This window comes from Myroides odoratus, assembly GCF_001549985.1.
Classification (GTDB): domain Bacteria; phylum Bacteroidota; class Bacteroidia; order Flavobacteriales; family Flavobacteriaceae; genus Flavobacterium; species Flavobacterium odoratum_A.
Window position 1 is genome coordinate 43,170 of record NZ_LROZ01000020.1, and the last position, 22,772, is coordinate 65,941.

General features: G+C 36.4%; 19 protein-coding genes. 11 read left to right on the plus strand and 8 right to left on the minus strand.

The genetic code is table 11. The annotated features are described in order from the left end of the window. The first annotated feature begins 48 nt into the window (after window positions 1-48). The 4 genes from AWV75_RS15945 (at window position 49) to AWV75_RS15960 (ending at window position 6,089) form a co-directional block, all read left to right on the plus strand. Window positions 49-4,674, plus strand: coding sequence for a DUF6531 domain-containing protein (locus tag AWV75_RS15945; RefSeq protein WP_231738179.1), 4,626 nt, complete (start codon window positions 49-51; stop codon window positions 4,672-4,674). Continuing rightward, window positions 4,667-5,197: a hypothetical protein gene (locus AWV75_RS15950; RefSeq protein WP_060875307.1), complete on the plus strand. Its 531-nt coding sequence runs from the start codon at window positions 4,667-4,669 to the stop codon at window positions 5,195-5,197. Before AWV75_RS15945 ends, AWV75_RS15950 begins: the two co-directional genes overlap by 8 nt. A gap of 86 nt (window positions 5,198-5,283) precedes the next feature. After that, the gene (locus AWV75_RS15955; protein WP_060875308.1) at window positions 5,284-5,613 is read left to right on the plus strand and encodes a hypothetical protein; all 330 of its coding nucleotides are present in this window, start codon (window positions 5,284-5,286) and stop codon (window positions 5,611-5,613) included. After that, on the plus strand, window positions 5,613-6,089 hold the full coding sequence (locus tag AWV75_RS15960; protein ID WP_060875309.1) for a hypothetical protein: 477 nt from the start codon (window positions 5,613-5,615) through the stop codon (window positions 6,087-6,089). The genes AWV75_RS15955 and AWV75_RS15960 overlap by 1 nt, the downstream gene beginning before the upstream one ends. Window positions 6,090-6,445: 356 nt before the next feature. Here AWV75_RS15960 and AWV75_RS15965 read toward each other — a convergent pair whose 3' ends face one another. The 6 genes from AWV75_RS15965 to AWV75_RS15990 all read right to left on the minus strand — a co-directional run bounded on the left by AWV75_RS15965 (window position 6,446) and on the right by AWV75_RS15990 (window position 13,307). Then, a complete protein-coding gene (locus AWV75_RS15965) occupies window positions 6,446-8,140 on the minus strand; it encodes a ribonucleoside-diphosphate reductase subunit alpha (RefSeq protein WP_060875310.1) in 1,695 nt (564 codons plus the stop codon). 29 nt (window positions 8,141-8,169) lie between these two features. After that, window positions 8,170-9,147: a ribonucleotide-diphosphate reductase subunit beta gene (locus AWV75_RS15970; protein ID WP_060875311.1), complete on the minus strand. Its 978-nt coding sequence runs from the start codon at window positions 9,145-9,147 to the stop codon at window positions 8,170-8,172. A gap of 420 nt (window positions 9,148-9,567) precedes the next feature. After that, window positions 9,568-10,608, minus strand: coding sequence for a hemin-degrading factor (locus AWV75_RS15975; protein WP_060875312.1), 1,041 nt, complete (start codon window positions 10,606-10,608; stop codon window positions 9,568-9,570). Window positions 10,609-10,619: 11 nt separating this feature from the next. Continuing rightward, window positions 10,620-11,396: a heme ABC transporter ATP-binding protein gene (locus tag AWV75_RS15980; protein WP_060875313.1), complete on the minus strand. Its 777-nt coding sequence runs from the start codon at window positions 11,394-11,396 to the stop codon at window positions 10,620-10,622. Window positions 11,397-11,398: 2 nt separating this feature from the next. Next, window positions 11,399-12,430, minus strand: coding sequence for a FecCD family ABC transporter permease (locus AWV75_RS15985; protein ID WP_060875314.1), 1,032 nt, complete (start codon window positions 12,428-12,430; stop codon window positions 11,399-11,401). Window positions 12,431-12,440: 10 nt separating this feature from the next. Continuing rightward, window positions 12,441-13,307 carry a heme/hemin ABC transporter substrate-binding protein gene (locus AWV75_RS15990; protein WP_060875315.1) on the minus strand — a complete coding sequence of 289 codons (867 nt, stop codon included), beginning with the start codon at window positions 13,305-13,307 and terminating at the stop codon, window positions 12,441-12,443. A 279-nt stretch (window positions 13,308-13,586) separates the two neighbouring features. Here AWV75_RS15990 and AWV75_RS15995 point away from each other — a divergent pair, with 279 nt between their 5' ends. The 7 genes from AWV75_RS15995 to AWV75_RS16025 all read left to right on the plus strand — a co-directional run bounded on the left by AWV75_RS15995 (window position 13,587) and on the right by AWV75_RS16025 (window position 20,103). Continuing rightward, the gene (locus AWV75_RS15995) at window positions 13,587-14,384 is read left to right on the plus strand and encodes a M48 family metallopeptidase (RefSeq protein ID WP_060875316.1); all 798 of its coding nucleotides are present in this window, start codon (window positions 13,587-13,589) and stop codon (window positions 14,382-14,384) included. 329 nt (window positions 14,385-14,713) lie between these two features. After that, window positions 14,714-15,928: an aminotransferase class V-fold PLP-dependent enzyme gene (locus tag AWV75_RS16000; RefSeq protein ID WP_060875317.1), complete on the plus strand. Its 1,215-nt coding sequence runs from the start codon at window positions 14,714-14,716 to the stop codon at window positions 15,926-15,928. 23 nt (window positions 15,929-15,951) lie between these two features. Then, window positions 15,952-16,368: a SufE family protein gene (locus AWV75_RS16005; RefSeq protein WP_060875318.1), complete on the plus strand. Its 417-nt coding sequence runs from the start codon at window positions 15,952-15,954 to the stop codon at window positions 16,366-16,368. A gap of 27 nt (window positions 16,369-16,395) precedes the next feature. Continuing rightward, window positions 16,396-16,716: an iron-sulfur cluster assembly protein gene (locus AWV75_RS16010; protein ID WP_002988779.1), complete on the plus strand. Its 321-nt coding sequence runs from the start codon at window positions 16,396-16,398 to the stop codon at window positions 16,714-16,716. 1 nt (window position 16,717) lies between these two features. Then, window positions 16,718-17,233, plus strand: coding sequence for a DUF2480 family protein (locus AWV75_RS16015; protein WP_060875319.1), 516 nt, complete (start codon window positions 16,718-16,720; stop codon window positions 17,231-17,233). A gap of 56 nt (window positions 17,234-17,289) precedes the next feature. Then, window positions 17,290-18,135: a DUF3078 domain-containing protein gene (locus AWV75_RS16020; RefSeq protein WP_060875320.1), complete on the plus strand. Its 846-nt coding sequence runs from the start codon at window positions 17,290-17,292 to the stop codon at window positions 18,133-18,135. A gap of 279 nt (window positions 18,136-18,414) precedes the next feature. Beyond that, window positions 18,415-20,103, plus strand: a complete 1,689-nt coding sequence (locus AWV75_RS16025; protein WP_082711100.1) for a T9SS type A sorting domain-containing protein — start codon at window positions 18,415-18,417, stop codon at window positions 20,101-20,103. A gap of 40 nt (window positions 20,104-20,143) precedes the next feature. Here AWV75_RS16025 and asnA read toward each other — a convergent pair whose 3' ends face one another. Continuing rightward, on the minus strand, window positions 20,144-21,145 hold the full coding sequence (gene asnA / locus AWV75_RS16030; RefSeq protein WP_060875322.1) for an aspartate--ammonia ligase: 1,002 nt from the start codon (window positions 21,143-21,145) through the stop codon (window positions 20,144-20,146). A gap of 250 nt (window positions 21,146-21,395) precedes the next feature. After that, window positions 21,396-22,631 carry a GTPase HflX gene (hflX, locus tag AWV75_RS16035; RefSeq protein ID WP_060875323.1) on the minus strand — a complete coding sequence of 412 codons (1,236 nt, stop codon included), beginning with the start codon at window positions 22,629-22,631 and terminating at the stop codon, window positions 21,396-21,398. Window positions 22,632-22,772: the final 141 nt, after the last annotated feature.

Genomic DNA, 22,772 nt, shown 5'->3' on the forward strand with positions numbered 1-22,772 from the left:
GTGAAAGAAAGTCATAAGTATTGTTGTTGAAAAAAAAGAATAATCATTATGATAGAAGAAAGCTTAAAAAATGCCACATCTGATGTGGATCCTGTTGATTATGAAGAATATAAAAAATTGTATAATGAAAGACTGACTTCAGCATTCGAAAAACATAAAAAGACGTTCACAGATTTATGGGAGAAAGAAAATTATATTGCTAATGATTCTAGGTTAAATCGTGTTCAAAAGACAAATGCCACGATGCTGCATCTGGCAGAAAGCGGATTAAATTATTTTTCTACCGTTACTAGTTTGACAGCGAGTTTCAGTGAGGCTCTTATACTTCCCTACTTGCAAACATTGAATATACCGAAGGGGATCGGTTGTTTACCTGTAGCTAAGCAATTGGATCCCGTAATTAATTTAATTGATATTCATATGGTGATGACTCCTCCATCACCTGCGCCAGTGCCAGTGCCACATCCATTTATGGGATTTTCTTTGCGACCTAAGGATTTTTTAGCCTTAGCGGCGATGACGGTAAGTGTTGCTGCTATTGATGCGTTTGAGCAAACCGTACAGCAGAAGGTGGATGATGAGAGCTTGTCAGATGTAAATGCAGAAATAATCATGAATGCGGGGAATTTGGTGAATAATGTGGCTCGGATGTTTATCAGTAATCTTGGAGCATCTGTGAAAGTTGGCATTGCATTGCCGCGTACGGTTGCAGGAACGAGTATTCGCTGTTTAGAACATGCGCCAATAGGAGGAGGGTTTCATCCTGTTGCAGACAATACCATTACAAAAAATACAGGACATTCTTGGTTGGGGAGTATGTTTGTTGTTGCAGATGGTTCTCCTTTAGTTGGGGCCTTTGCACATTTGCAAAATGTGTGTTCTGATGTTGGGATGACTTCGATTCACGATTCAGGACCACCCCCTGATCCTGAGAAAGGAATGAAAGCAAAGTTGTACGTACCCACAGGGATGATTATTCCCATTCCATTAACCCGATTTGTATTAACAAACCCTATACCTTCTGCAATTAATCCACTTTCAGTGCCTAAAAGGCTCTTTCATGCGGGGTTCAATAAGCTCAAAGCAAAACGCGTCAAACAAGTAGAAAAAAATGCAGATAATGGAAAACCTTGTAGTTCTATTTCTACTGTTTTGAATAAGGTGAATAAAAAGCTTTTTGACCATGAATACACTCGAGGGGTATATAACAAAGTGGATAAAACACTCAAAACCTATGTGGGTCACCCTGTTGATGTGGTTGGAGGGGATTTATTTACGGATAGTACGGATTTTACCTTTGCAGGAGTTATTCCTTTGTCTTTTAAGCGTATTTGGTATAGTGATAGTGCGTATAGGGGGCCTTTGGGGCATGGTTGGCACCATAGTTACGATATGGCCTTATTTGTCAACCAAGTATATCGACGAGCACAAGTGCGTCTAGGAGATGGTCGTCTAATTAATTTCGATCGCATTCCAACGCAAGAATTCCCAATGCCTCGCTATCACCGTTCGGAAAAAATTTGGTTGTGTTATCATGCAGAGGGGTATTACTACCTCAAAGATCAAAAAGAAGAATGGTTTCTCTTTGATACTCCATCAATAGCTAATAAACAAGGAGCACATCTCTTATCTGCCATAAGTAACCGCGAAGGATTTGCCCTCCGATTTACCTATGATTCTAATGGCTCCTTGACGAAAATTTTGGATTCAGTTGATCGAGTTTATACGATTGAAAATGATCAGCAAGGTCGAATTATCAATGTATGGACAGCAGCGCCAGAGGAGGGAATGCCCAAGGTGTGTCTTGCAACCTATCAGTATAATCAAGTAGGAGATTTGATTGTGCATTATGATGAGATACAGCAACCCCTACAAATGCACTATGAACAACATCTATTGGTCAAAGAAATATGGCGAAATGGACATCATTGGTTTTTTAAATACGACGGAAAGCATACTGGAGCAAAGTGTATTGAAACTTGGGGTGATGGAGGAATTCAGCATTTTAAACTTACCTACTACCAAGGAGAAACTCACGTCATAGACGGAGAAGGATATCGTTCAATTTACAAACATCGCCATCAACTCGTTTATGAAATGCTTGATGCTAAAGGTGCTTTGTGGAAGAAATATTACAATAAATATGGCGAATTAGAACGTAGTATTGATCCTTTGGGAAATACACAGACCCTGATTCGTGATGATTTTGGTAATATAAAGCAAGTCATTGAACCTGATGGACAATTTACGCAGTTGAAGTATCTCGATGTGGATTATCCGTATCTACCGACAGAAGTTGTTGATTCTCGTGGTGGGAAATGGAGTTATAAGTATAATCAAGCAGGACGGATTCGTACAGTTCACAGCCCTTTAGGGGCAAAAACGGAATTTACATATCAAGCCGATGGATTGATTTCGGAGGTAAGCAATGGATTAGGTGCGCGTGCGCAATGGAAGTATGACAACCAGTACAATATAGTAGAAATTTGCAGTACAACAGGGCAACGCACGCAGTATGTGTATGATTTATGGAATCGCTGTATACAAATTACCAATGCCCGTGGAGCACAACAAAACAAGGTATTGGATTACTTGGGACGCGCTTTGGTGATTCACGATTTTGATGGCCATGCAATTCACTTGAAATATGATGCATTAGATAATATAATTCAGTATGAAGATCAACATCGAAGTATTCAGTTCCGTTTTAAGGGAATGCACAAGCTGATCAGTCGAAAGGAAGAAGGCAAGGTGATTCGTTTTGACTATGATTCTAATGAGCGACTGCGAACAATTACCAATGAGGAAGGGCAGCATTATACTTTTGTTTTAGATGCCGTTGGCGATGTCATAGCAGAATGTGGTTTTGATGGAGTAGAAAAGAAGTACAAACGCAATGAAGCAGGTTGGATAACCACCATTCAGCGTCCGAATCAACGATGGACTCAATATGCGTATGACGAAATGGGACAGATTACTCAGGTGGATTATAGTGATGAAACGAGAGAAACTTATGTGTATACTACGGGATTGTTGCGCCAAGCAGTTAATAGCGCTGGAACTCTTGATTTGCACTATGATATGGAAGGGCATTTAATCGAGGAATGCTTCAATGGTCAAAAGGTACAAAGTACGTATGATGCTTATGGGCGTCGTTTAGGTTTACACAGTAGTTTGGGCGCCGATTTTGAGCATCAATTTGATGCGTGGAGCAATGTGGTTGAGAGTCAATACAACGACTGGAAGGTGATACGTGAATATGATCCTTTTGGAAGGGAGTGTTTGAGAACGTATGAAGGAGGAATGCAACAGACATGGGAATATGATCCACTGGGTAGATTAGTAACGCAAGGAGTCAACAAGCAAGGACTGTTGAGTAGAGGAGTCCCTCAGTTTTATCGAGAGTATAGTTGGGATGTTGGAGGAGTACTCAATCAAATTACAGATCAAGGACAGAAACACACGCGTTACCAACGCGATAAAAGAGGATTCTTGCAACAGATTGTTTACCAAGGAAAGGAAGTAGAAGAAAGAGGTATTGATGCTACTGGAAACTTATATCAGCAGTTGAACTGCAAGGATAGAATTTACAGTAAAAATCGCTTGCAAGAAACAAAAAAGAATAAGTACAGTTACGATAAAGAAGGTTTCTTGACCGAGAAAATAGAAAAAAGTACAGGTAAAAAGTGGACGTACCAATGGAATGGAGCAGGTATGCTCAAACAGGTGATACGACCTGATGGTTATGCTGTCAATTTTCAGTATGATGCTTTAGGGAGACGCGTAAGTAAGCGTTATAAAACTGGGACTACACATTACGTATGGCAAGGTAATGTCGTATTGCATGAATACAAATGCTTTGATGCTCAAGAAACAATAGCTGACGATATCATTACCTGGGTATTTGAGGAGGGTGGGTTTGTACCTCTAGCTAAACTCAAAGGAAAACAGCAATACAGTTTGGTAGCGGATCATTTGGGAACCCCAATCCGCGCCTATACAGACACTGGAGATAAAGTTTGGGAACGCGAGTTGGACAGTTTTGGAAATGCAAGAATGACCCTTGGCGATGAAGGGTTTTGCTCTTACCTTTATCAAGGGCAAACACAGGATAAGGAGACAGGTTTAGTCTATAATCGCTTCCGTTACTATGATCCTGAAGTTGGTAACTACATTGCTCAAGATCCCATTGGTCTGGCAGGGAATAACCCTACGTTGTATGGGTATGTAACCGATCCTACGGGATGGTTGGATGTGTTTGGTCTTGACGAAACTTATTATAGAACGATGTCGATATCACATGCCGAAATATTCGACAGAACTGGAAGTATTCCTGCAACGAAGGAGACTTTTATATCTCCAACTTATGCCTTTTCAAAGAATTATGAGGGAATTACTTTTGAGATTAAAGTAAAAGATGGTACAACGAAAAAATTAGAAACTATAGGCGTGAGAGATCAATCCATTTTGACAAAAATCTTGTATCCTGATATGCCTGAAGTTAGATCAGGATGGAGTTTAAAAAATGCGTATTTTAAACAGGAAAAAGTAGGAAGGAAACAAAAACAAGTGAATCTAGGATTAGGAAAAGGCGATGCTTTATCTGTGTTTAATGAGCATATTACATCATCTAAACGGGTTGGACAATCCATAAAAAAGAATAATTATGATTAGTAATGTAGAAATCAAGTTAATTAACAAATTAATTGTTGATGAAATTTCGGTGAATGAGTTTTATCAAGATTATCCCATTGATTTAAAGTATAATGAAAATTACTTTTATGATAAAATTTATCAATCGATAGAGAATAAGGATCAGGATACGTTAGAAATTTGCTTAAATGTTAGTTGTATAATAGATGAAGATGAGAGTAAATTAGCTGAAATTTCTGGTCAAATATTGAATTTAAATTGGATTACTAAAATTCATTTATATGAAGAAGCATTAGATTATCTACCTACTACTAAAGATTATCTAAAGTTTTTCAAAAAAGTATTAGAATCAAATTATCTACAAGTTCAAGATTTTGAAAGTAATGATACTTTTATGGTACCTATTTGGAGTAAGGCTTTGTGGAAAATTTATCAAGCAAACACTAGCGAATCAAAAGATATCATTTCGATGCATCGAACATCTTCTTACGAATATCTTAGGACTACTGCTGAAGAGTTATTGAAAGCAATGAATGAAAAATAATGTACTTTATTCACCTAAGTGAACTGTTTTCTATATCACAATCTAAGTATTGGTAATTACGTCAATCAGGATTCTATCAGTTTAGCATGGAACACCCCTACGTTTTGTGGGTACGTAGTCTAGCCGATTCTACGAGGTGGTTGGATGTTTTTGGGTTAGATCTTACTAATCAAATGACTTTTAAGGAGGCATTTCGAAGAGCTAAACAACAGTTGAGGATTACTAAACACATTAATACACCCAAACCTGTTCATGTTTATGATAAACAAGATGAGAATAGAGCCGTTTGGGCTTTTAAAGGCGATTATCAAAGAAAATCTCCTCTAAATCCAGGAAAGTACAATCAACACGATGGCCATATACCAGAAAATAGTAAGGGGATCAATAATATAAAAAAGAATAATTATAAATCGTGATGAATACTAAAATACAAAATAGGAAGATTGCACACTATAAAAAGCAAATACTCGAGCAATTCGGAGCTGATGCTATATTGGATATCTTTCATGGAGAGGAGTTGCAAGTATATAGTGAATGCTATCAACGGATAAGTCTTTCAGAGGAAGTAAGACGAAAGAGATTTAGTTATTACAATGCAGACACTCATGAATATCTAGATGATGCAATTCCCTATACAAAAGCATTCGAATATTTTATAACCAATAGTTCGATGTTTTATGAAGAGGATCCTGTGATTTATTTTATTCAATACCACGAAGAATATTTTGGGTTGAAAGTGTTATTTCAATCAAGTTTACTTGCTACCAAGCAACAATCCAATTGTGAAAATTTACTTGTGATAAATGAAAACCGAACAAAACTTCTTGCCTTGGATTTTTTAGAATATGAAATTGAGGTACTGGTTTATAGAAGAGAAGAACTTTACCAATGAATATACCCGGCTTAGTTGATAACAGTACTTTTTTGAATAAGATTTATCTAGAAGAGTTGGTTCATTTCTGTTTAAGAAGTTTTGTCTACCTTATTTTTTCAATGATGCTTGACGTATTTAAAAGGTTGAGGTAACAAATACAACTGAACAAACGATAATACAGCGATTTTAAACCAAATAAGACACGTAAATAAATGAACCGCTAAAACGGCTGACTAAGTAATGAAATGGCGTAAAACAGTCTGATACGTTGTTTTTGGATGAGGTTTGCGAGTAAATCTAATGATGTGAATAAGAGGAATAAGCAAAAAGCCTCAAAAATATTCTTTTTGAGGCTTTTTATATTTATTTCTTGATTAAGATTCACAACTGCTACAGTTCACCAAGTTTGTTACCATTTCTTTCGAAACACTTTGACTTCTTTGGTAGTATAGCGTTTTTACACCTAATTCCCACGCTTCAATCATCAAGCGGTTTACATCTTTAATTGGAAGAGAAGAAGGAATATTCAAGTTCAAACTTTGTGCTTGATCGACATATTTTTGTCTGATTGCTGCTTGTTGAATAATTTCCAATTGGCTGATTTCTTTAAATGTTTTGAAAACAGCTTTTTCTTCTTCTGTTAATCCTTCTAATTGTTGAACACTTCCTCCAGAAAGCATGATGTTTCTCCAAGTCTCTTCATTGTCCATTCCTTTAGACTCTAATAAAGTCGTTAGGTATTTATTTTTACGCATGAAGTTTCCTTTTGATAAACCAGCTTTGTAGTAGTTACTACTGAAAGGCTCAATTCCAGGAGATGTTTGTCCTAAAATAGCAGAAGATGACGTTGTTGGCGCAATAGCCATTGTTGTTGTATTTCTTCTACCGTATCCTTTTAAGATTTCAGGTTCTCCGTAAATACGAGCTAATTCTTGAGAGGCTTTATCTGCTTTTGCGCTGATATCTTCAAAAATTTTGTTTGTCAACATTTTAGCTTCTAATCCTTCAAATGGAATCATGTTCTTTTGTAAGTATGAATGCCATCCTAAAACGCCTAAACCTAAAGCTCTGTGTCTTTTTGCAAAGCGGTTTGCTGAAGCTAAGTAGTAGTTTCCTTCTGTTTTTTCGATGAATTCTTGTAATACTGCATCCAAGAAGAAAATCGCTAATTTTACAGCTTCTGTATCTTTCCACTCATCGTATAACTCCAAGTTCATCGAAGATAAACAACAGATGAATGATTCGTCATCAGAAGAAGGTAACATAATTTCTGAACAAAGATTACTTGCGTTGATACGCATGTTCAAATCTTTGTATACTTGTGGTTTGTTGCTATTTACGTTGTCAGAGAAGAACAAGTATGGCATTCCTTTTTGCTGTCTGCTTTCTAGTACTTTTGCCCATAATTGTCTTTTTTCTTTATCCCCGTCAATCATTTCTTTCATCCAATAGTCAGGAATACTTACACCATAGAATAAGTTTTGAATTGGATTTCCGATATTTTTAATGTTTAAGAACTCATCACAATCTGGGTGATCAATATCTAAATAAGCTGCAAATGCACCGCGTCTTACTCCCCCTTGTGAAATTGTATCCATAGCTGTATCAAAAAGCTTCATAAAGCTTACTGCTCCACTACTTTTACCATTATCTGTAACTGCACTTCCTCTTTCGCGTAAGCCTCCGAAATAACCCGAAGTACCTCCTCCGATTTTGGTTTGCATAATAACTTCCCCTAATTTGTGCGTAATCCCTTCAATACTATCCGGAATATTTACGTTGAAACAAGAAATCGGTAAACCGCGTTCTGTTCCCATATTTGCCCAAATCGGTGAACTTAAACTCATCCATCCACGTTCAATCATCTCTTGAAAAGACTCTTTCAATTCTGGTTTAAACAAGCGCTTTGCAGCTGCCGTTGTGATACGGTCAATAGCTCCTTCAACCGTTTCTCCTTTCAACAAATAACCTCTGTTTAGGATCTGCTCACTCTCTGAGTTTTTCCACCACAGTTTTTCCTGTAGGTTATCGTTCTCTTTTACTTCTAGTGGTAATGCGAAATTGTTCATAGTATTTTTGTGCAATTATAAGGGGTTAATTAGAATAAATCTTCAGCGGTTATACTCTTGTCGTGTTTTGTATAATCTACTGGTCTTTTAGCGAAGAAATCGTCTAAGCTATTCGCAAAAACTTCCTCCTCAAACCACGCCATTGGTTTATATTGTTCTTGTGTGATATTGTACACTTTTTTCAATCCGATTTTCAACATACTTTCATCCACTCGAAATTTCATGAAGTTTAGTAAGTCATGTTTGTTAACCGTTTCAATCGTACCGGTTTCAAAAATCCAATCTAGGATTTTAGCTTCAATATCAATGGATGTTTTTACAACATCATTTACGTGGTTAATTAATTCTTCATCAAAGAAATCTGGGTATTCCTCACGGATGATATTGATGATGTAAATTCCTGCATTGGCGTGAATTTGCTCGTCAACAGAAGTCCATGCGATAATGTTACTTACGTTTTTCATCAATCCTTTGAATCTTGTGAAAGATAGGATAATGGCAAATTGACTAAACAAAGATACGTTTTCAATTAGCAACGAGAATAAAATTAACGATACAACGTATTTCTTGCGATCCGTGCTATTATTTGAGTTTTCTAAAACAGAAGACAAATATTCCACACGTTCTTTGATTACTGGAATTGTTAACAAGGCTTCAAATTCGTCATTGTACCCTAATACATCCAATAAACGAGAATACGCTTCCGAGTGTCTAAATTCGCATTCTGCGAAAGTAGTTCCTAAACCATTGAACTCTGGCTTTGGAAAGTGACCAAATAAATTTCCCCAAAACGTTTTTACGGCTACTTCGATTTGAGCAATAGCTAATAAACTGTGTTTGATTGCCAATTGTTCTTCTTTTGTCAAGTGAGAATGGAAATCTTGTGTATCTGCTGTGAAATCTACTTCACTATGCACCCAAAATGATTTGTTGATCGCTTCTGTAAATTGGTAGATACCTGGGTATTCAAATGGTTTATAGTTAACTCTTTTATCAAAAATAGACATAGCAATATATTTTTAAATTAATAACGGACGTAGTTTTTGCAAAGGCAGTAAACACTGGACGTTTCAGTCAAAAATGTCACTTGGTTTTTGCTTAACTCACTTAGTTTTATATCCTTACAACAAGGCATAAATTGAAAAGTGAACAGTGCTAAGTTACTATTTAGATGCTATGATGTCAACTTTATTTTAGATTAAGTTATCAAATATTGTTAATAACTTTTATACCCCTGATTCTGCCTTGGCTTTGACGTGATTCTACCTGTGTTTGGATGTTTTTAGCAGATTTATATTTAATTTTTTTGATATAAAAATCAAGTTTTTTTATCGGAGGCGAAGCAAAAAATAACGGTAAAAGAAAAGAAAAAGTGCATCTATTCAAGGAGAATAAATGCACTGTAGTATACTTGATTTTGGTTTAGTTTAATTTAATTGGGCAACAATAGATCGCCAAGTTTCTAATTCTGGAATTCCAGGTTTTCTTTTTCCAAAGAACTGAACGATGATTTCGCCCATTTCATTGAATACCTCAACTGCAGTAACAATACCATCTTCTGTTGGTTTGCGCACCACCCAAGTTTGAGCTACTTTATCCATGTCTAAGTGCATGTTAAAGTCTGGATCTAACACATTGTACCAGTTTTGGTGCCACATGGTTTTATTTACTTCTCCTGTGTGAATCTGGATATTTCCTCTATTTCCAACAAATACCATAATTGGTGTTTTTTCTGCAGAAGCTTGTTCTAATAACGTAATAATCGCCTCTTTAGAGATTTGTTTGGCGTAGAATTCACTTGGTGCTAAACGCAACGCTTGCGTTCTTGTAACGTTGTATTTTTTAAGTAAGCTGAAGAAGTTATGGGTATCTTTCAAGCTTTCCCATTCTTGTCTGAATGCTTCAACATCTACCTCTTCGTCTAAACGCTCATCTAAATTTTGGATGTAAGGCTCTGTTTTATCAGTAAACTCTTGAACATCCGCTTTGTATTTAGCAACTAAAGCATCAAAAGCATCCGCATTACTGATCGAAGTTAAGTAGATTTTGTGGATAGCTTCTCCGTCTTTACCAAAGAACTGTAAGCTTTTACGTACAATATTTCCTGTTTCTTCTACTACAGCAAATACATATTTCCAATGCGATAAGAAGATGCGTAAATCGATATCTGGGTTTACGAATAAACCAGCATGAGGATTAGAAAAATCAGGATTACTGTAAATTCCTTTGCGCTCATGTACACATTCGTCATTGCGTGTTAGAGCCATAACTTTACCTAATGATTCGATTTCGCTTAAAATAGCTACCATTTCAGGGCGAAGTAAAGTTGCAGTCTCTCCTAAAGTAGTGGCTAGTAATTCCATCTCGCTCGCATTTAATTCTGCAGCTGCATTTCGTATACGCAAACGCGGGTTTTCTTCTTTTAATTTTGCCCAACGTTCTTTTAAAGCTAATATTTCAGTATTCATTTTTAATGTGTTTAGACTCCAAAGATGATTAATGGAGCGTTATTAACTGGGTTTTTTGTTACAATACATGGAAATTTATAAACCTGAGAAATCGTCTCTTGGGTTAATACTTTTTCAGGGGTATCATAAAGGACCTTTTCTCCTTTGTTGAGTAAAAGGATACGATCAGCATATTGCGCAGCAATATTTAAATCGTGAATTACTACAATGGCTGTATTTCCTTGTTTAGTAAATTCCTTGATTAAATCTAGAATTTTATGTTGATGTAAAACATCTAAATTATTCAGTGGCTCATCTAAAAACAACAATTTGTTTTCTATTGGATTGTTGAGTTGAGATAAGACACGTGCTAAATGTACACGTTGTTTTTCTCCTCCTGATAAGTGATTGTACTCTCTATGTTGAAGTGGACATACATCAATACACTCCATGCTGTGTTGGATTGCTTTCTTGTCCTCTTCAGAAGGGGTGTGCTCAAAATAGGGGTATCGCCCCATCATCACTACATCTTCAACTTGTAGGGGAATATCAGTATTAAATGATTGAGAGAATTTAGCTTTGTGTTTAGGCAATGTCTTTTTGCACCATTTCGGATATTCACATTCTTTCAATAAGATGCGATTACCCGGTTGATGTAATTCATCAGCAAGTAAACTTAAAAAGGTTGATTTACCTGCACCATTAGGTCCCAATACAGCAATGAATTCCCCATTCTGACAACTGAAATCGATGTTGTTGATGAGAAAGGTATCTTTTGCTTTAAAACTAACTTGAAGTGCTTCAATCATAATTACATTGATTTTTTGAATTTAATTAAAATAGCAATGAAAACAGGCGCTCCCATAATTGCAGTCAAGATTCCAATAGGAACTTCTGTTGGAGGAACTAAGGTTCGACTTACTCCATCTGCTAGTAGCAGTAAAATACCTCCTGCTAAAAAAGAAAGAGGAAGAATAAAGTAGTAGTTCGACTTGAAGATTAACCGTAAAATATACGGTACTACTAAACCGACAAAACCGATTGTTCCTGTAAAAGCAACAATGGTTCCTACCATTAAGGCCGAAAACAAAATAATTCTTTTCTTGATGCGCTCTACAGTTATACCGAGGTGATTGGCGTCTTGTTCACCTAACATCATGGCATTTAATGCTTTGCCTAAGTTAAGCAAATAAAATAAAGATACTCCAATAACAACTGCTAAAATCGCTATTTTTGTCCACGTTGCACCAGCTAAACTACCTAAAGTCCAGAAGGTTAAGTTTCTCAATTCTTCATCATTGGAAACAAAAGTCAGCAATCCAGTTATGGAACCTGAAAGCGCGGTAATAGCAACTCCAGATAACAACAAGATACTGATGTTGGTTTTGCCATTCACTGTGGACATTTTATAGACAAAACTCATGGTGAGAATAGCTCCAATAAAGCTCATGATACTCAAAAGCGAATAGTGGAGAAATTCAGGGATAAACGGTTTGATAAAGGCGCCTAAAACGATGGTTATGGAAGCAAAAAGTACTGAACCAGAGGTGATTCCTATTAAATCTGGCGATGCCAAGGGATTTTTGAACATCCCTTGTAACGCAGTACCGGATAAAGCTAAACCACCACCCGCTAAAACGGCCATAATAATACGAGGTAATCGCACATGTGTAATGACATATTGATCACTCGAATCTACTTTTTCAGGATGAAAAAGCAAATGAATTAAGGTGTTTAGGCTACTATCTTCAAAGTTGTAAACTCCTAAAAAAATAGACACGGCTGCCATAACCACTAATACAATACTCAAGGTGCCTATATAAAAAGAGAGTCTTTTTTGCATGTTAATTCCCTTATTCTGATAACAGTTGGTTTAATTGTGTAACTGCAGTTCCAACTCTAGGAGTGAAACCCGTTAATAATAAACCATCCATTGCGATTATTTTTTTGTTTTTTCCTGCGTTTGTGCGGTTTAAACTTTCAATTTTTAAAACACCATCTACACCGCCCATACTTTGTAATCCTGTATCAAACATCAAGATATAGTCTGGGTTGCTGTTTAATAAAGCTTCTGGAGTAAGTGGTTTGAAATCGTCAAATCCTGTTACTGCATTTTGTCCTCCTGCTAGTTCAATGATGTTTTGCATTGGCGTTTTATCCCCAGCTACAAATAAATTACCAGCACCTCTTGCATAAATGAAAAGAACTTTTGGTTTAGTTTCAAAGGTTTTTAACTGCGCTTGATCTTGGTCAATCTTAGCTAATAACCCCTCATAGTCTTTCACGTTTAAAGAAGCGGCAATGTCTTTAATTAACGTTTTGGTTCCTTCAATTGAAAAATCTTGATCAATGATAACTAATTTGATGTTTGCATCTTCTAATTGCTTTTTCAAATTGTCGTTTAAATCCTTCTTCGCAATGTAAACAAGGGTTGGTTTTAACGCCATTAAAGCTTCAATATTGATTTTATTTACGTGCTCTAATTGGGTAGCTGTAGTATTCATATCTGCTGGATAGGTACTAGTAACATCGATTCCCACGATATTATTTCGTTGACCTAAATCAACTAAAGTTTCTGTAATTGCTCCATTTAAGGAAACAATACGTTCGTTCGAAGTAGCTACTTCTGTGGTAGTTGTCTCAACAGCTTTCTCTTCTTTGCTGTTTTTACACGCAACAACGGATAATGCGAGTAGGACTAAAAGGGCAGTTCTTTTCATACAGGATTCTTATTTTAATTAAATCTGAATAGAGGCAAAAATAGGACTTTTTCAAATCAAACAAAATATATTAAGATTAATTTTAAATAATAGAACGAGTGAGGAATACAAGGGGATTAGGTTCAAAAATGAGAAAGGTAAAATAGAAGAAAATAGCGGTACTCCCCTGAAAAGTATCAAACAAGTCAATGACCTTCTTCTCGTTTTGTCAATATGATAAAAAGGAGAGACAAAAAGACGATTTTTTTGAAGTATCTTTGAAGGATAAAAAAAAATACGATGAAAAAGGTTTTATTTACAGTAGCTGTAGCATTTTTGGGAATGGCATCAGCGCAAGCTCAATTAGGGAAATTGAGTGGAAAAAAAATTGACGCACTGACAACAGCAGTTTCTGCTTTTACAGTATCCGATGAAGAAATTCAGCAATCTGCTAGAGAAGCAGTGAAATGGATGGATGAAAACAATCAGGTTTGTGAATTAAATTCGAAGCAAAAAGACATGCGTGAGTATGCTGAGCGTTTGGATCGTATCTTTAAACCATATAAAAATTACGATGGTTTAGATTTAAACTACAAAGTGTACTACGTAACCGATATCAATGCGTTTGCCTGCGCAGATGGTAGTGTTCGCGTGTTTTCTTCTTTAATGGATATCATGACAGATGATGAATTGTTAGCAATTATCGGTCATGAGATTGGACATGTGAAGTTAGGGCATACGAAAAAAGCTTATGAGCAAATTTTACTTGCAGAAGCAGCAACTAAATATGTAGGTTCTACAAAAGGAACAGCTGCAGATATCATGAACTCTAATTTAGGAGGGATGGCAGAACAATTTATGGGAGCTACTTTCTCGAGAAAACAAGAATCAGATTCAGATGATTATTCGTATAAATTCTTAGTGGCGCATAAAAAAGATCCGCAAGCCTTAGCAGATGGATTCCAAAAATTTGCGGACATGGAGAAAGAATATGGAACAGATAAATCCATTGTTGCAAAAATGTCTGCTAGTCATCCAGATAGCGAAAAACGAGTAAAACGCGTGGAAGAAAAAATTAAAAAAGACGCAAAAAAATAGTCTTTTACTCAATAAAGAAAGCAAAGGGGCTGTCTCTCATAAAAAAGAGCAGGCCCTTTTTTTATGTTTTGAGGTTCACATGAAAATGATTGCTGGGGATGAAGATGTGAAAATAGTATTAAAATGTAAATTTCTTATTTCTTTGATTTAAAGTTTTTCGCCCTAGAGTTTTTAGTAATCTCGATTTAGAAGTAAAAGGTATAGGGTGTTTTGGCAAATAATACACCTAATTTTTAAAAAATAAGTCATTGTATTGCGAATAGATTGTTTTCTGCAAACCGATGGGATTCACTATCTTTGTCTATATTTTTGATTAAAAAAGACAGGTTATGTTAGATATAAAAGCAGTTAGAGATGATTTTCCGATCCTGAAACAACAGGTAAACGGGAAGCCTTTAGTATATTTTGATAATGCTGCTACAGCTCAAAAACCGAAAGTGGTAGAAGAAGCGATCAAAACGTATTACGAAACCATTAATGCAAATATCCACCGTGGAGTGCATACGTTAAGTCAATTGGCAACGGATGCGTATGAAGAATCGAGAAAAAAAGTACAACATCATATTCATGCAAAAGAAGATCGTGAGATTATCTTTACACCAGGAACAACCTTTGGAATTAATTTAGTGGCTAGTGGTTTTGGTGCGTTATTACAAGCTGGAGATGAAATATTGATTTCTGCTTTAGAACACCATTCTAATATAGTGCCTTGGCAATTTGCCTGTGAACGCTCTGGAGCTACATTAAAAGTAATCCCAATGAACCAAAAAGGGGAGTTGATTATGGAGGCTTTTGATGCGTTACTATCACCAAATACCAAAGTGGTTGCTGTATCTCATATCTCAAATGCTTTAGGAACGATTAATCCCATCAAGGAGATGATTGCAAAGGCGCATGCTGTGGGAGCTGCTGTTTTAATTGATGGAGCCCAAGCAACACCGCATATTAAACCCGATGTACAAGATTTAGATTGTGATTTCTACGTATTCTCAGGCCATAAAATATGTGGACCAACGGGAACGGGGGTCTTATATGGGAAAGAAGCTTGGTTGAATAAATTACCTCCCTACCAAGGAGGAGGAGAGATGATCAAAACCGTGACATTTGAAAAAACAACCTATGCGTGTTTGCCTCATAAATTTGAAGCAGGAACTCCAAATATTGCAGGAGGAATCGTTTTAGGGTATGCTTTGGATTATTTGAATCAACTGGGATTTGATAACATACAGGCGTATGAACATGAACTTTTGACCTATGGTACACAACGCTTGTTAGAAATTGAAGGGTTGCATATTGTAGGAACAGCAGAAAATAAAACGTCTGTAATTTCATTTAATATTGAAGGATTACATCCGTATGATGTAGGCGTAATTGTGGATAAGCTGGGAGTTGCAGTTCGTACAGGACATCACTGTACACAGCCGATTATGGATTTCTTTGGTATTCCAGGAACAATCAGAGCATCATTCAGCTTTTACAATACAAAAGAAGAAATTGACATTTTAGTGGAAGCGGTGCGCAAAGCCCAACAAATGCTTTCCTAATCGAACATAGAAATTAGTAGAATATGACTATAAGAGAAGCACAAGAAGAAATAATGGACGAATTCTCCATGTTTGAGGATTGGATGCAACGCTATGAGTACATCATCGAATTGGGAAAATCACTTCCTATTATTGATGCAAGGTATCAAGTAGAGGAAAATTTGATCAAAGGTTGCCAATCTCAAGTGTGGCTACACGCTGAAAACGTAAATGGAAATGTTGTGTTTACAGCGAATAGCGATGCTATTTTAACCAAGGGAATTATCGCCATTTTGATTCGTGTTTTTTCCAATCAAAAACCAGCGGATATCGTAGAAGCCGATTTGTCTTTTATCGATGAAATTGGTTTGAAAGAACATTTATCGCCAACACGTGCGAACGGATTAGTTTCGATGATTAAACAAATCCGCATGTATGCTTTGGCTTTTCAAGCCCAATAATTTTAATTCAAAAGAAAGAGTTTTAGTATGGAAGAAATAGACGTACAACAATTAGGAGAAAATATCGTAAGAATATTGAAAACAATTTACGATCCGGAAATTCCAGTAGATATTTACGAATTAGGGTTGATTTATGACGTATTTGTCAACGAAACCCATGATGTTAAAATCTTGATGACTTTAACATCACCCAACTGTCCAGTAGCAGAAACGCTACCAATGGAAGTAGAAGAGAAGGTAAAGTCGATAGACAATGTCAACAATGTTGAGATTGAGTTGACTTTTGAGCCCGCTTGGTCTAAAGATTTGATGAGTGAAGAAGCACAATTAGAGTTGGGATTATTGTAATATGGAAGGAGAAATTGTAAATAAAGTTGCCAATAGTGCATTGAAAGTCTTTGATTTGGAGGATATGTATCCGCCCAATCCAAGGATGGAAGTGGATATTGCTCAGTGGTTATATGAAGGCTTTGTTTTACGAGAGAAAGACTTCAGAGCGGCTTTAAAAGAGATTGATTGGACCATCTATCAAGATGCTTATGTTGGTTTATATTGTTCAACGGATGCAATCTTACCAGGCTGGGCGTATATGCTTTTAACGAGTTATTTACAACCCGTTGCAAAACGCGTTTTCTTGGGCGATAAGCACCATTTGGAAAATGCGATTTACCAAGAGTTGTTGTTTGCCGTAGATTACAGCCAATACCAGGACCTGCCTGTGATTATCAAGGGGTGCTCAAAGAAAGAGATTCCAGAGGAAGCTTATGTTTTAGCAACACAATTGATGATGAATACAGCGCGATCTGTCATGTTTGGTGAAGCTTGTTCCGCTGTACCAGTTTACAAACGTTTAGCAAAAAAGTAATTTTTTTTTGCCTTTTTCGAGGTTTATTGTTATTTTCGTGTTAAAATAACAGTATTATGAAAAAATTTTTGCTTAGCATTGCTGCTGTGTTTATGTTGTATTCCGCACAAGCTCAGGAAGCTGAAGGTACTGAAGTACAAAAAAATTGGACTTCAAAAGGAAATTTCGCTCTTATTGCAAATCAGTCTAGTTTTTCAAATTGGCAAGCAGGTGGGGACAATAACCTTGCTGGAAATGTAAACTTGAATTACGATTTGAATTACAAAAAAGACGATTGGACTTGGGACAACAAATTTCAAGTGAGTTATGGTCTTACGAAGTTAAAAGGGGAAAAAGAAAAGAAAACGGATGACCGTTTAGAAATTACCTCTTTACTTGGTAAACAAATGACAAACAAGTGGTATTATTCATTATTCATGAACTTTAAAACCCAGATGGATTCTGGATGGGATAAAGATGGGAATAAGAATACGCACTTTATGTCACCAGCTTATTTACAAATAGGACCTGGTTTATTGTGGAAACACGATGACAACCTAAAAGTAAACATTGCGCCAGCAACCTCTCGTTTTATTATGGTTCACAAGCATTTTACTGAATTTGGTGATGCTTTTGGGGTGAAACAAGGAAAAACAATGGAGTACCAACTGGGGATGGCAGTGAATGGATACTACAAATTTAATCCGATGGAAAATGTTTCTATTGAGAATATCTTAAACCTGTATTCTAACTATTTAGAAAAACCAGAAAATGTGGTATTAGATTATCAATTGAATGTTGTTTTGAAAGTGAACAAGTATTTATCTACAAACTTGACTTTCCAAGCAATTTACGATGACAAAGCATACCAAGGGTTCCAATTAAGAGAAATGATTGGTTTAGGAGTAAATTATACGTTTTAATTGTAGATTTTACAAGAATAATAAAAAAGGGACTGTCTTTTTGAGACAGTCCCTTTTTTATTGTGTAAAAGATTTACTGGACATAAAGGGTGAATTGTAAGCTTTTATACCGCATTTAGCGAATAGTAGGGGCAAATCGTCATTTGCCTCTAGGAGTATTTGTTTTTATTAATTTTATGATAAATATATATATCGTAAAGTGATTTTGTAATAAATACATTTGTTTTTGTTGGTTTTTTGTGTAAATTCACGTTTATTTTTAACCAAAAATAACCAATTATGAAGAAAAATTTATTACTTTTATTTTTGTTGCTCTGCTCTGGTGGAATTTACGCGCAGATGATTAATGATTTTGAGCAAGGCCCAGCTTCTATTCCGTTGAACGCTGCGGTCTACCGAAATCAAAATAGCACCGTATTTAATGTTGTTCAATGCAATATTGGTGTTACTTTTGGCAGTGTTTTTACTCCGCCAAGTCTCTTGAATAATGCCGTTGCAAAAGCATCCATTATGACAGGAATTAACGAGCCTATTTTAAGCAATTATGGTATCGCTTATCCTTGTGTAGGGCCAAGTGGCGGTAAATATTCCCTTCGTTTAAACAATCAAGGAGGCGGGCAAGACATCACCTCCTATACCCAAACCTTCAGACCTACATCCAAATACCTTAGTTTTGACTATTTGGCTGTTTTAAATTCTCCTCATATTACACAGGATGATGTACAACCCTTTTTTACGGTCCGTTTATTAGACATAAATAATACTATTATCTCTTCCGTTCCTTTTTGTGCTAAAGCCTCATTAAATGATTTGATTTTGACGAAAGTGAACAATCAACTTTTTTATACGGAAGATTTTTATTGTCAAACGATTGTAATTCCAGAAGAATATGTTAATAGGGAAGATATCAAAGTTCAGTTTGTGATTGCAGATTGTGGATTAGGTGGTGATGTAGGAGTGGTGTATTTGGATAACATTCGAATGGGAGATCCTTGTAAAGAATCTCAATTTGGTTTTATTGACTTGAATCCGAATGATAATGTTTGCAACCCAGAAAAAGTTGAGATTACAGGAACTTACAATGCCCCACGTGGTACTACGTACACGAGTTCAAACATAAAGATATTAGATAACAATGGAAACCCAGTTTCCATAAATCCTTCAAATATTTATTTAAATCATTTTAGTGGAGGAACATTCAGCTATTCGATAGCATTTCCTACTCCATTACCAATAGGAGGGTATGAAATCAAAGTTGAAGCTACCTTTACTAATAGCATCGGCTATAACTACCTTTTAGAAGCGGAATCTACAAATGCAGGCGTAGATATTAGTTTTACTCATCCAGGTCGACTAAATTTAGATATTCAGCATGATGAATATACTGGAATTGGAGGTCCTAATGGTTATTTAAAATGGGATGATGTTGGAGGTCCTTATACTATTGAATTTGTTTATGATGGGTACTGTTCTAAAAACACGTATATTAAAGGATTAGTTACTGGACAGATTTATAGTATTCAAGTTAATGAACCTTATATGACAGGCAGAACTTTATTTATAATGACAGAAACCCTTGGTGCTAAGCTTATACGATTGAGAGTAAAAGCACCTTGTACGGAGTGGAGTACTTGGTGTTGCATCTACACTTATAGTTGGGAAGAGGGTCAATATAAACCTTATGATCCTAATGACCCATTTAATCATTGTCTAGATGAAATCGACGTAAATCGTCTTGATCCATCTCAAAACTTCGTAGTGTATCCAAACCCAGTAAGTGGTACTATTTCCATACGAAATACGACGGCTACACAATTTACGGTTTATGATTTAGGCCAACGAGTAGTAAAACAAGTAGAAGTAAAAGCAAAACAAGACGAAATTAAAATGGACCTGTCTGATTTGAAAAAAGGCATGTATATTTTAAAAACCAATCAAGGAGAAGAAGTGAAAATTGTGAAAGACTAATAAAAAAAGGGTTGTCTCTTGAAGACAACCCTTTTTTTTATTACAATAAGTGAATCTGTTGCTGTGCTGCTTGGGCTCGAACTGCTGCGGGCCATAAACTGACTTGGACTTCGCCAATGTGTTTCTTGCGCATTAAAAACATGCAAAGTCGCGATTGACCGATTCCACCACCAATACTCAAAGGCACTTGATCTTGTAGCACCAGTTGATGATAGAGCAAGTTCATCCTGCTACTGGTTTGGGTGAGTGCTAATTGATGCAGTAAGGTTGCTTGATCGACGCGTATTCCCATGGAACTCAACTCGACTGCCTGTTCTAAAACAGGATGCCAAACCAACAAGTCTCCATTGAGCCCCTTGTATCCATCTTCTGTAGCCGTACTCCAATCGTCGTAATCGGAAGCGCGACTGTCATGAGGGGTTCCATCGGATAACGGATGGCCTACACCAATAATGAAAACAGCTCCGTGTGCTTTGACGATAGCCTGTTCTCTTTCTTTCGGACTTAACTCCGGGTAGAGTTGCAAGAGTTGTTCTGCCTGGATAAAAGAAATTGCTTCGGGAAGTATAGGCTCAATCTGAAGCTCTTGCCAAACCATAGCTTCAGTTTCCTTTAACGCTTGGTAAATATGGCGTACAATGGCTTTTAAATAGCTTAAACAGCGGTTGTGTGGAGCTATTCGCAATTCCCAATCCCATTGATCGACGTAAATGGAGTGAATGGGACTATAATCTTCATCGGCACGGATGGCACGCATATCTGTTAGAATTCCCTCATAAAGCGGTAGTTCAAGTTCTTGTAAGCGAATTCTCTTCCATTTGGCTAGTGAATGTACAATGATAGCATTATTCGGTAGAAATTTTACAGGAAATGAAACTGCTTTTTCAACACCATTTAAGTCATCATTAATTCCTGTACCCTCATTAACAAGCATAGGAGATGAAATTGGATACAAATTTAGTGCTTCGCTTAGTTTAGCAGCAAAGGTTTGTTTAATGAAGGCAATTGATTTTTCGGTCTGTAAAATTTCTTTTTTACGCATAATGGTACCTGTTAAATGTTATAAATAAAAAAAGGCCCCTCGAATGAGGAGCCTTGAAACGTTGAATAAATAATATAAATATTAGCCTATTCTCAATCCATAGAAATTCCCCTTCGAAGTGCAGATGCAATTCAAATTTGAAGAGAAATTAGTATTAGTTACGATTGATATAAGCATAATGAATTGGCGTTTGATTAAACGGAATAATAAAAGTACTACATTTTATCTTTACTGTACTCTAAAATAAAAGTTAAATTTTATCTTCTTCATTTTCAATTAAATGATCAAAATCAGGATACAAGAAATTGTTGTAAGGGAATCGAGTGATGTGAATTTGGCGAACGGCTTCATACACTGTTTTTCTAAACTCCTCAAAGTTTTCCTTGTTGGTCGCTGAGATGAAAATGGCATTATCTACACCCACTTTGTTCATCCATGTTTTCTTCCATTCTTCAATAGAATAGTGACGAGAGGTGCGCTCTGTCATTAAATCATCTTCGGCAATCACTTCTGGGTGGTAGGCATCAATTTTATTAAAGACCATGATGGTCGGTTTATCATCACTTTTGATGTCCTTTAGAATGTCATTGACTGAAGCAATATGATCTTCAAAATCGTGATGCGAAATATCAACGACATGCAAAAGTAAATCTGCTTCTCTCACTTCATCAAGTGTACTTTTAAACGACTCAACTAATTGCGTTGGAAGCTTGCGAATAAATCCAACCGTATCAGAAAGAAGGAAAGGCAAATTGCCAATAACAATTTTTCGAACGGTAGTATCTAAGGTGGCAAATAGTTTATTTTCAACGAAAACTTCACTCTTTCCAATGGCATTCATAAGTGTTGATTTACCCACATTGGTGTACCCAACAAGTGCAACGCGAACCATAGCTCCACGATTACTACGCTGAGAAGCCATCTGCTTGTCAATCACTTTTAATTTTTCACGCAACAAGGTGATTCTATCGCGAACGATACGTCTATCTGTCTCAATTTCTGTTTCTCCTGGACCACGCATCCCAATACCTCCACGTTGTCTTTCCAAGTGGGTCCACATACCCGATAAACGAGGAAGTAAGTATTGAAACTGAGCGAGTTCTACTTGGGTTCTTGCGTATGATGTCTGTGCACGTTGAGCAAAAATGTCTAAAATTAAGTTGGTTCGGTCTAAGACCTTGCAGTCGAGTATTCTAGTAATGTTTTTTTGCTGACCTGGTGAAAGTTCATCATCAAATATTACCGTGTGAATATCGTGTTCGACAATATAAGATTTGATCTCCTCCATTTTTCCCGTTCCCAAGAAGGTCTTGGCATTGGGCTGATCTAATTTTTGACTAAAACGCTTGTGTACTTCTCCACCTGCCGTAATAGTTAAAAACTCCAACTCATCCAAGTACTCATTCAACTTCGCTTCATCTTGATCTCGATTGATAATACCTACAATAACAGATCTTTCAAAATTTATTTCTTCTCTTTCAATCATATAACTATTGTCTATGTAGACAAAATTAGTAAAAAAATATGGGTTGATGGTTTTGTCAAGCAAGAGTTTGTGATTTGACTGCGGGAAAGCTTTTAGAAATACTAGCGAAAAGATGGATGGTGAAGGCAAAGGCAATGCGTG